The organism is Clavibacter sp. (genome assembly GCF_014802555.1).
GTDB lineage: Bacteria > Actinomycetota > Actinomycetes > Actinomycetales > Microbacteriaceae > Clavibacter > Clavibacter sepedonicus.
Window position 1 is genome coordinate 1 of sequence record NZ_JAAVCB010000130.1, and the last position, 9,485, is coordinate 9,485.

At 73.5% G+C, this 9,485-nt stretch carries 9 protein-coding genes and 1 pseudogene; 5 read left to right on the forward strand and 5 right to left on the reverse strand.

Translation table 11 applies throughout. The features are described from left to right. Positions 1-120 precede the first annotated feature (120 nt). Positions 121-615, reverse strand: coding sequence for an Lrp/AsnC family transcriptional regulator (locus tag HDR73_RS14360; protein WP_012300147.1), 495 nt, complete (start codon positions 613-615; stop codon positions 121-123). A 167-nt stretch (positions 616-782) separates the two neighbouring features. Here HDR73_RS14360 and ald point away from each other — a divergent pair, with 167 nt between their 5' ends. Next, positions 783-1,901 carry an alanine dehydrogenase gene (gene ald, locus HDR73_RS14365; protein WP_012300146.1) on the forward strand — a complete coding sequence of 373 codons (1,119 nt, stop codon included), beginning with the start codon at positions 783-785 and terminating at the stop codon, positions 1,899-1,901. A 73-nt stretch (positions 1,902-1,974) separates the two neighbouring features. Continuing rightward, positions 1,975-2,700 carry a DUF4190 domain-containing protein gene (locus HDR73_RS14370; protein WP_012300145.1) on the forward strand — a complete coding sequence of 242 codons (726 nt, stop codon included), beginning with the start codon at positions 1,975-1,977 and terminating at the stop codon, positions 2,698-2,700. 8 nt (positions 2,701-2,708) lie between these two features. Here the strand turns inward: HDR73_RS14370 and HDR73_RS14375 are convergent, their stop codons facing one another. Beyond that, on the reverse strand, positions 2,709-3,344 hold the full coding sequence (locus tag HDR73_RS14375) for an isochorismatase family protein (protein WP_041464746.1): 636 nt from the start codon (positions 3,342-3,344) through the stop codon (positions 2,709-2,711). Between the two features lie 260 nt (positions 3,345-3,604). Next, a pseudogene (locus HDR73_RS16620) lies at positions 3,605-4,199 on the reverse strand (DIP1984 family protein). On the opposite strand from HDR73_RS16620, the gene HDR73_RS14390 reads away from it, so the two are divergent. Beyond that, positions 4,117-4,725 (forward strand): TetR family transcriptional regulator, encoded by a 609-nt coding sequence (locus HDR73_RS14390; protein ID WP_094169870.1) that lies wholly within the window; start codon positions 4,117-4,119, stop codon positions 4,723-4,725. The pseudogene HDR73_RS16620 and the gene HDR73_RS14390 overlap by 83 nt on opposite strands. A gap of 37 nt (positions 4,726-4,762) precedes the next feature. Here the strand turns inward: HDR73_RS14390 and HDR73_RS14395 are convergent, their stop codons facing one another. Next, on the reverse strand, positions 4,763-5,515 hold the full coding sequence (locus HDR73_RS14395) for an SDR family NAD(P)-dependent oxidoreductase (RefSeq protein WP_094169869.1): 753 nt from the start codon (positions 5,513-5,515) through the stop codon (positions 4,763-4,765). A gap of 80 nt (positions 5,516-5,595) precedes the next feature. Beyond that, positions 5,596-7,686 carry an MMPL family transporter gene (locus tag HDR73_RS14400; protein WP_094169868.1) on the reverse strand — a complete coding sequence of 697 codons (2,091 nt, stop codon included), beginning with the start codon at positions 7,684-7,686 and terminating at the stop codon, positions 5,596-5,598. Positions 7,687-7,763: 77 nt separating this feature from the next. On the opposite strand from HDR73_RS14400, the gene HDR73_RS14405 reads away from it, so the two are divergent. Both HDR73_RS14405 and HDR73_RS14410 read left to right on the forward strand, forming a co-directional pair. Further along, complete coding sequence (locus tag HDR73_RS14405; protein WP_041464745.1) at positions 7,764-8,318, forward strand: MarR family transcriptional regulator; 555 nt, start codon at positions 7,764-7,766, stop codon at positions 8,316-8,318. Positions 8,319-8,449: 131 nt separating this feature from the next. Next, on the forward strand, positions 8,450-9,328 hold the full coding sequence (locus HDR73_RS14410) for a patatin-like phospholipase family protein (protein WP_012300141.1): 879 nt from the start codon (positions 8,450-8,452) through the stop codon (positions 9,326-9,328). Positions 9,329-9,485 lie beyond the last annotated feature (157 nt).

Genomic DNA, 9,485 nt, shown 5'->3' on the forward strand with positions numbered 1-9,485 from the left:
AACGGGGCGTTAGCGTGAGTCACGAAGACCTCCGTGGACGTTGATGAGTGTGGTAACCCACATCGTCCCGGAGGTCTTCGCTATCCGCCCCAGCGTTCACAACCTCCCGAGGAACTACAGCTAGTCGGCCGGATCCCCCACCGCCGGCCCCGAGTAGTGGTGGTCGAACACGACGCTCGTGCGGGTCGACGCGACGGCCGGATGCGCCGACAGGTGCTGGAGGACGAAGTCGCGGAGGTGGTCGCTGTCGCGGACGGCGATGTGGACGATGAAGTCCTCGGATCCGCCGAGGAAGAAGAGCTGCACGACATCGGCGAGCTCGCGCATCTCATCGGCGAACGCGGCCATCTCGTGGCGGGCGCCCGCGCGGATCGCGATGCTGATGAGCGCCTGCAGGCCCACGCCCACCGCATCCGCGTCGATCGTGGCGGTGAAGCCGGTGATCACGCCGCGTTCGACGAGGCCGCGCACGCGGGTCACGCACGTCGACGGCGCGATGCCCGCCTGCTCGGCGAGGCGGCTGTTCGGGGTGCGCGCGTCGGCTCGGAGGAGGGCGACCAGCTTCCGGTCGACCTGGTCGAGCGGCTCGGGCGTCCGCACATCCTTCGTCGGCATCCGGTCCTCCTCGGCTAGCGGGCGCAGGATCGTGCAGATCGAGCGGCTGTCGCGGAAGATCCTACGGATTCCACGCGCCTGGGACGCACGATGGCCACCATGGGTCCCGCCCTCCCGCATCGCTGCCGCCGGCCGCACCTCGCGGGGAGACGAGACGGAGCACGCGCATGAAGGTCGGGATCCCCACCGAGATCAAGAACAACGAGAACCGGGTCGCCGCCACGCCCGCGGGCGTGCACGAGCTCGTGCGCCGCGGCCACGAGGTGCTCGTGCAGGAGGGCGCGGGGCTCGGATCGAGCATCACCGACGCCGACTACGTCGAGGCCGGCGCGACCATCGTCGCCACCGCCGACGAGGTGTGGGGCCAGGCGGATCTGCTGCTCAAGGTCAAGGAGCCGATCCTCGAGGAGTACCCGCGCATGCGCGCCGGACAGACCCTCTTCACCTACCTGCACCTCGCGGCGTCCAGGCCCTGCACGGACGCGCTCGTCGCGTCCGGCACGACGGCCATCGCCTACGAGACGGTGCAGCTCCCGAACCGCCAGCTGCCGCTGCTCCAGCCGATGAGCGAGGTCGCCGGCCGGCTCTCCACCCAGGTCGGCGCGTACCACCTGATGCGCGCGGCCGGCGGGCGCGGGATCCTCCTCGGCGGCGTCCCCGGCACCCCGAAGGCGCGGGTCGTCGTGATCGGCGGCGGCGTCGCGGGCGAGCACGCGGCGGCGAACGCGCTCGGCATGGGCGCCGACGTCACGATCATCGACCTCTCCATCCCGCGCCTCCGCGAGCTCGAGATCCGCTTCGGCGGGCAGGTGCAGACGCGCGTGTCCTCCGCGTACGAGATCGCGGCGCAGCTGAAGGACGCGGACCTCGTCATCGGCTCGGTCCTCATCCCCGGCGCGCAGGCCCCGAAGCTCGTGACCGACGCGATGGTCGCGACCATGAAGAAGGGCTCCGTGCTCGTCGACATCGCCATCGACCAGGGCGGCTGCTTCGAGGGATCCCGCCCCACCACGCACGACGACCCGACCTTCGCGGTGCACGACAGCGTCTACTACTGCGTCGCCAACATGCCCGGCGCGGTGCCGGAGACCTCCACGCGCGCGCTCACCAACGCGACGCTGCCGTACGTGATCGCCCTCGCCGAGAAGGGGTGGAAGCGGGCGCTCGCGGAGGATCCCGCGCTCGCCCTCGGGCTCAACGTGCACGACGGGCACGTGACCGAGCCGCACGTCGCGGCGGCGCTCGACATGCCGCTGACGCCGGTCGCGGAGGTGCTGGCCGCCTGACGCGCGACAGGCCGTCGCGGGATCGTGACCCCGCGGCGGCCGGATCCGCCCGCATCCCTGGCAGGGTCGATGCATGACCTTCCGCTACGCCCCCGAGCCCGAGCCGACCGCACCCCGTGAGCGGAAGTCGTTCAACGGCGTCGGCCTCGCCGCGCTCATCGTCGGCGTGCTGTCGCTCGTCGGCTCGGTCATCCCGATCCTCAACTACGTGTCGGGGTTCCTCGCGGTCGTGGGCATCGTGCTCGGGATCGTCGGCCTGATCCTCCGGGACCGGCCGAAGGGCATGGCGTTCGGCGGCCTCATCCTAAGCGTGGTCGCGCTGATCCTCTCGATCGTGCTCGCGATCGTCTACACGGCCGGCATCGTCACCGCCATCACCGGCGCCGTGGAGGAGTCCGAGGCGCGGTCGTCGGCCGGCGCCGCCGACGACGTCCGCTTCACCTACGAGCTGGAGGGCACGGGCGGCACGACATCGGCCGCCGCCGTCTGGGTGACCTCGGTGGGCGGATCGCTCGGGACCGAGCAGGACCTCGCCGCGACGTTGCCCTTCACGCGCGAGATCATCGTCCCCGACTCGGCAGGCTTCGACAGCGCGTCCTTCGCGATCTCCGGCACCGTCGGCGTCGACGGCGCCGCGACCGACGGTTCCACGATCGACGGTTCCACGATCGACGGCGGCGGCATCGTGTGCCGGATCCTCGTCGGCACCACCGTGGTCGCTGAGCAGACGGCGACCGGCACCGGCGCGTCCGTCGCCTGCACGGCCACCGCAGAGCAGCTGCGTGACGCGTCCGAGTGACGCGCTGATCAGCCCGCGGAGCGCGCCGCGCCCGCCATCGCGGAGGTCGCGAGGCCGTCCTTCGGGAGCGCGTCGCCGGACGCAACCGCCGCGATCCACGCGTCGGTCGTCGCGACCGCGGCGAAGTTGGAGTGCAGCAGCGCCATGAGGGTGCCGTGCACGGTCGCGGCGTCGACGGATCCGGCCGCGTTGGCGATCGCGATCGCGCCGGTCGCGTCCGAGAGCACCTCGGCCGCGATGTCGAGCCCCTCGGCCTCCACCGACGACGCGAGGATGCAGTTGTTGGTCATGTAGCCGACCAGCGTGATCGTGTCGACGCCCTCCGCACGCACCCACTCGACGAGGTCGGTGCCCGCGAAGACCGAGCCCTTCGACTTCGTCACGGCCTTCCACGCGTCCGTGCGGCGCGACTCCAGCTCGGGGTGCAGGCGGAACGCGTCGGTCGTCGGGTCGAAGACCGGCGCGCCCGCGCCGGAGTCGTGCTGCACGACGACGACCGGGATCCCGGCCTCGGTCGCCGCGTCGACGGCGCGGGCGATCACGCGCACCGACTCGGCGGGATCCGGGTGCCGGATCTCGAGCGGACCGGCGAAGTACTCCTGCTGGACGTCGACGAGGACGAGGGCGCGACGGGGTGCGGGCATGGGGGCTCCTGGGCTGGATCGGCGGGCGTCGTTCGACGCGCACCTCGATCATCGCGCGTGGGGGCGAGGTCCCCGAACCCTCCCTCGTCGTCCGACCGGCACGTGGTGGTGAGCTGTACCCGTGCACCGTTCCCGGTGCGAGGTGCGGGGCTGACGTGTGCTCGGCTCTCGCCGGGTGCGCTGCCCTCCGCGCCACAGGGGATCAGATTGCCCGCTGACCCGCCGGGGTGTGCCCGCTCCGGACGACTACCGACTCGCCCCTACGCCTCCGTCCCGTCGACCTCGTCGACCAGCTCCACCTCCCAGTTCGCGCGCTGGATCCGCGCGTCGAGCTCCCGCAGCTCCCGGGCCGTGTCGTCGGCCCGGTCGCGCACGTCGCGGATCGGCAGCGCGGAGATCTGCCGCAGCTCGCTCCGCATCTGCCGCGGCGGTGAGGATCCCGTGCCGCGTCCGCAGGGCGTCCCTCCGGGCGAGCGCCGCCGTGAGTGCCGTGCCGTCGTCGAGGCGGGCGGCCGTGTTCGTGAGGTTGATCCGCGTCACGAGCCCCGCGAGCCGATCCACCGTCTCGCCCGCCTCCGCGAGCAGCGCCGCCGCGTCCTCCGCGTGATCCTCGCCCTCCTGGTACCGGGCCGTCGCCTGGATCCTGCTCCGCAGCGACTCGATGCGCCTCTGCAGGTCGGACCGTTCCATCAGAGCTTCCGCGAGTCTCATGCCCCCACGGTGCCACAGCGCTGCGGATCCGGGGAACGGGCCGCGGGATACGATTCCCGACATGCCGTCGACCCCGCCGAGCGACCGGCCCGCCCTCGGCCGCCCCGCCGCGATCGACGCGCAGGACCTCGCCCGCGTCGCCATCGGCCTCTTCGCGGAGCGGGGCTACGAGGCGGTCAGCATGGCCGACATCGCCGAGGCCGCGGGCGTCGGCCGCCGCAGCCTCTTCCGCTACTTCCCGTCGAAGGCCGACCTCGTCTGGGGTGGCGCGGACGTCGTCGGGGCGGAGCTCGAGCGCCTCCTCGGCGAGGGCCCGGGCGACCGGCCGCTGGGGGAGGCGTACGCCGACGCGTTCGTGGGCGCGCTCGGCCCGCGCTTCCTCGACCTCGGCATGACCCGGGTGCGGCTGCGGATCATCGACGCGCACCCCGACCTGCACAGCCGCTCGTCGCCGCACATCACCGCCGCGTCGCCCGCGCTCGCCGAGTTCGTGGCGCGCGGCCTGCCCGACCTCCGCGGCATGCTCGAGGCGGCGGCCGTCGCCGAGGCGCTCGCATCGGCGAGCCACACGGCGCTGCGCTGGTGGGCGACGCGCTCGGACGACGAACGGCCCGACGAGTCCATCCGCCGGGCCGTCCGCGCGCTCGCGCTCCCCGGCGACGCCCGCTGACGCGAGCGGGTGCGCGGGGCAGGCGCCGCCGGATCCGCTAGATCGCGGACCAGCCGCCGTCCGAGGCGAGGATCACGCCGTTGACGTTGCTGCTCTGGTCGCTGGCGAGCCAGATCACCGTGTTCGCCATCTCGTCGGCCTCGACCGGTGCCGACACGATCGTCTGCATGATCGGCCCGAGGGTCCGGCCGGCGTGCTCGGAGCGCATGGGCGCCTCGATCGCCGTGTTCGTCGCGCCGGGGGCGACCGCGTTGACGCGGATGCCCTTGCTCGCGTAGAGCACCGCCGTGTTCTTGGTCATGCCGGCGACCGCGTGCTTCGAGGCCGTGTACGCGAGCCCGGCGGCGGATCCGCGGAGCGCGGCCTCGCTGGCGATGTTGACGATCGCGCCCTTCCCGGCCTCGATCATGAGCGGCAGGACGGCGCGCGTCAGGCGCATGACGGCCGTCACGTTGACCGCGAACACGAGGTCCCAGGTGCGGTCGTCGATCTCGGCCGCGGGCAGGAAGCCGTCCATGATCCCGGCGACGTTCGCGAGCACGTCGACGCGCCCGTCGGCCGCGGCGACGATCGCCTGCACGCCGTCCTCCGTCGTGATGTCGCCCGTCACGGGCACGAGGTCGAGGTCCGGGTTCTCGGCCACGAGCGCGTCGAGGCGCTCGGCCGAGACGTCGGCGGCGATCACGCGCGCGCCCTCCCGGGCGAAGCGCAGCGCCGACGCCCGGCCGATGCCGCTGCCGGCTCCGGTGACGATGGCGGTGCGTCCGCCGAACTGCTGGTCCTGGGTCATGTCGTTCCTCTGCTGTCGGGCCGGCCTCGTCGCCGGCCCGACCATTGTGGCACGCGGTGCCATAAATGCGCGAGGGTCGCTCAGGCTGCGACGGGATCCCCGGTCGACATCGCCGCGTGCCGCCCTGCCCCGTGCGACGGCCACCAGAACCGGTCGCCCAGCAGGAAGACCAGCGCCGGCACGAGGAGCGTCCGCACCACGAGCGTGTCGAGCAGCACGCCGATGCAGACGATGACGCCGATCTGCGTCAGCGCCACCACGGGCAGCACGCCGAGCACCGCGAAGACCGCGGCGAGCAGGATGCCCGCGCTCGTGATCACGCCGCCCGTCGACGCGAGAGCCCACACCATCCCCTCGCGTGTGCCGTGCAGGCGCCGCTCCTCGCGCGCCCGGGTGACGAGGAAGATGTTGTAGTCGACCCCCAGCGCCACCAGGAAGAGGAACGCGAACAGCACCACGTTCGCGTCGAACGCGGGGAAGCCCAGCACCTGCTGGAACAGGACGTTCGCGGCCCCGAGGCTCGCGAAGAACGTGGCCAACACGCTCGCGATGAGCAGCACCGGGGCCACCAGGGAGCGCAGCAGCAGGCCGAGGATCACGAAGACGATGGCCAGGATGATCGGGATGATCAGCCCCTGGTCGCGCTCGGACGACGCGGCGGTGTCGGCGGCCGTGGCGTCGCTGCCGCCCACGAGCGTCGTGGACTCCGCGCCCGGAGCGTCCGCGTACGCGTCGCGGAGGTCCTGCACGGCCGCGAAGGCCGCCGTGCTCTCCGGCTCGGCGTCGAGCTGCACGTCGATGCGGGTGCGGCCCTCCGCCGACTCGCCGGCGCGGGCGCTCGCGACTCCGGGGATGGACTCGGCGGTGGCGACCGCGTCGGCGGCCACCGCGTCCGGCGCGAGCATCACGGTCTGCGCCGTGAGGCCGGCGGAGAACGAGGCGTCGACGACCTCCTGGGCGGCGACCGACTCGGGGTCGCCGAGCAGCTGGTCCGTCTGCGACAGGCCGACGCGCGCGCCGACGAGGCCGAGCGCGAGCACGCCGACACCCGCGAGGGCCGCGGCGGCCACGACCGCGGGGCGGCGCCGGACCCGGAGGCCGAGACGCCGCCACACGCCCGGCTTCCCGCCGTGGTCGGCGTCGGTCCCGGCGCGCGGGATGAACGGCCAGAACAGGCCTCGGCCGCAAACCACGAGGGCGGCCGGCAGCACGAGGAGAGCAGCGGCGATCGCGATGAGCACGCCGATCGCGCACGCGAAGCCGAGCGCGCGGTTGCCGGAGAGCTCGGCGAGCAGCAGGGTGATGAGGCTGAGCGCGACCGTGCCGCCGCTCGCCGCGATGGCGGGGCCCGCGCTCGTGACCGCCGTGAGCATCGCCGCGTGGCGGTCCTCCTGGCGCGTCAGCTCCTCCCGGTAGCGCGCCACGAGCAGCAGCGCGTAGTTCGTGCCGGCGCCGAAGACCAGCACCGAGAGGATCCCGCCGATCGAGGCGTCGATCGTGATCCCGAGCGGCTCCGCGAGGGCCGTGACGACCACGCGGGCGAGGCCGTCGGCGACGCCGACCGCGACGAGCGGGACGATCCAGAGCACGGGGCTGCGGTACGTGACGATGAGCAGCACCGCGACCACGAGCACCGTCACGAGCAGGAGCCGGAAGTCGGCGCCCGCGAACGCGTTCGAGATGTCGGCCTGGAAGCCGACGGGGCCGGTGAGCTGCGCGACGAGCCCGTCCGGGAGGCCCTCCGCGGCCGTGGCGCGGAGGGCCCCTGCGGTCCCGGCGACGTCGTCGGTGGCGTCCGAGGCGTCGAGCGGGACGGCCACGAGCGCGGCCGTCCCGTCGTCGCTCACCTGCGGCACCACGGCCTGCGGGGCGATCGAGTCGGCCGCCAGCGCCTCGGCGCGCTGCCCGATCGCCGCGGTGTCGGCCTCCGTGAGGGCGGCGCCGTCCCTGCTGAAGACGAGGATCCCGACGGTCGTGTCCGCGCTCGGGAACCGCTCGAGCAGCTCGCTCACCTGCCGCGCCTGGCTCGACTCCGGCAGGCCGGAGGGCGGGAACGCGTCCGCCTCGCCCTTCGGCAGGAGGGCGAACAGGGCGGCGACGGCGACGGCCGCCGCGACGAGCGCCATCCAGGCGGTGCGGCGGGAGCTGACGAAGCGGGCGATGGATCTCACGGGTCCTCCAGGGGTGCGGTGATCGTCAGCCTACTGATGGTCAAGCGCCTTAGCTACCTCCGGCGTACGATGACGGCATGCCCCGAGCCCGTCCCCGCCCCGAACCGGGGACGCTTGACGCGCTCCCGGCACCGGGCACGGGCGTCCCGGCCGAGGCGGACGGAGCCGGCGAGCTCGGCCGGATCCTCCGCGACGTGCTCGGCCTCGCGGCAGGATTCGAGCGCCGGCTCGGCGGCGTGCTCGATGTGAACCCCACCGACATGAAGGCGATGGAGCACCTCATCCAGGCGGGCTCGCTGTCGCCCACCGAGCTCGCGGGCCGCCTCGGGATCTCCACCGCCGCCGCGACGCTCGTGGTCGACCGGCTCGTCGAGGTCGGCCACGTCGACCGCCGCCCGCACCCGCACGACCGCCGCCGGGTCGTCGTCGTCCCGCGACCCGCCTCCGTCGGCCGCGCCATGGCGGAGCTGATGCCGATGATCGGCGGCGTCGCGCGCGCTGCCGACGCCCTGACCGACGCGGAGCGCGCCGCCGTGACGCGGTTCCTCGGCGAGGTGCGCGAGGTCTACCGGGAGGCGGCCGCGGGTCCCGCGGGATCCGGAGCCGCCGCGGAGCCGCCCGACGGCCGATGATCCCGTCCCCGTCCATCGCGCGTGCATCGGGCGCTCGGGCGGCGTCCACCCTGTTCGGGGATGATGGACCCGCATCAACCACCACCACCACGACGACCATGCGGCCCGCGGGCACGCGGCAGAGGAGGACCATGACCGGGACCGAGCGGAACACGACCACGCCGACGCGGGGACTGGTCCTCGGCGGCGGAGGCGTCGCCGGGATCGCGTGGGAGACGGGCCTGCTGTCCGGACTCCTCGCCGCGGGCATCGACCTCGGCGCGGCCGACACGGTGGTCGGCACGTCGGCCGGATCGGTCGTCGCGATCAACCTGCGCGCGGGCGCCATCGCCGCCGCCTACGACGAGCACTTCGTCGACGTCGCGGGCATGGCCGAGCCGATGGGGAGCCGCGACCTCGCGCGCACCGTCGAGGTCATCGGGGAGGGCATCGCGAGCACCGCGGGCGAGATCCCGACGCGCCAGAGGATCGGCGAGCTCGCGCTCGAGGAGTACGACCCCGAGGTGGACGACGCGGCGAGCGTCGAGCGCATCGGCCAGCTGCTGCCCATCCGCGACTGGCCCGAGCAGGATCTCCGCATCACCGCGGTCGACGCCGGTACGGGCCGCTTCACGGTCTTCGACAAGGCCTCCGGCGCCGACCTCGTGCGCGCGTCGGCCGCGAGCTGCGCCGTCCCCGGCGTCTTCCCGCCCGTCACCATCGACGGCCGCCCCTACATGGACGGCGGCATGCGCTCCGGCACGAACGCCGACGTCGTCGCCGACCACGAGCGGATCCTCGTCATCGTGTGCGGCCCCGAGGCCCCGCAGAGCGGCATGGGCCCGACGCTCTCCACCGTGGTGACGCAGCTGCGCGGCCGGGCCGATGTGCTCGTGATCCAGGCCGACGCCGAGAGCACGGCCGCGTTCGGCGAGAACTCGCTCCTGCTCTCGACCCGCACGGCCTCCGCGGAGGCGGGCCGCCGCCAGGGCGAGCGGCTCGCCGAGGAGGTCCGCGCCTTCTGGGGCTGATCCGCGCCCGCACCACGACGAGGGGCCCGGCCGCGCACCGGCGGATTCTCGTGGTCGTCGCAACACCTGATGATTTAGATGGTTGTCAGTAGAGCACGCATTCGCTCGGCTGGGGTGTCCCAGTCGAGCGTTTTGCGTGGTCGGCCGTTGAGCTGCT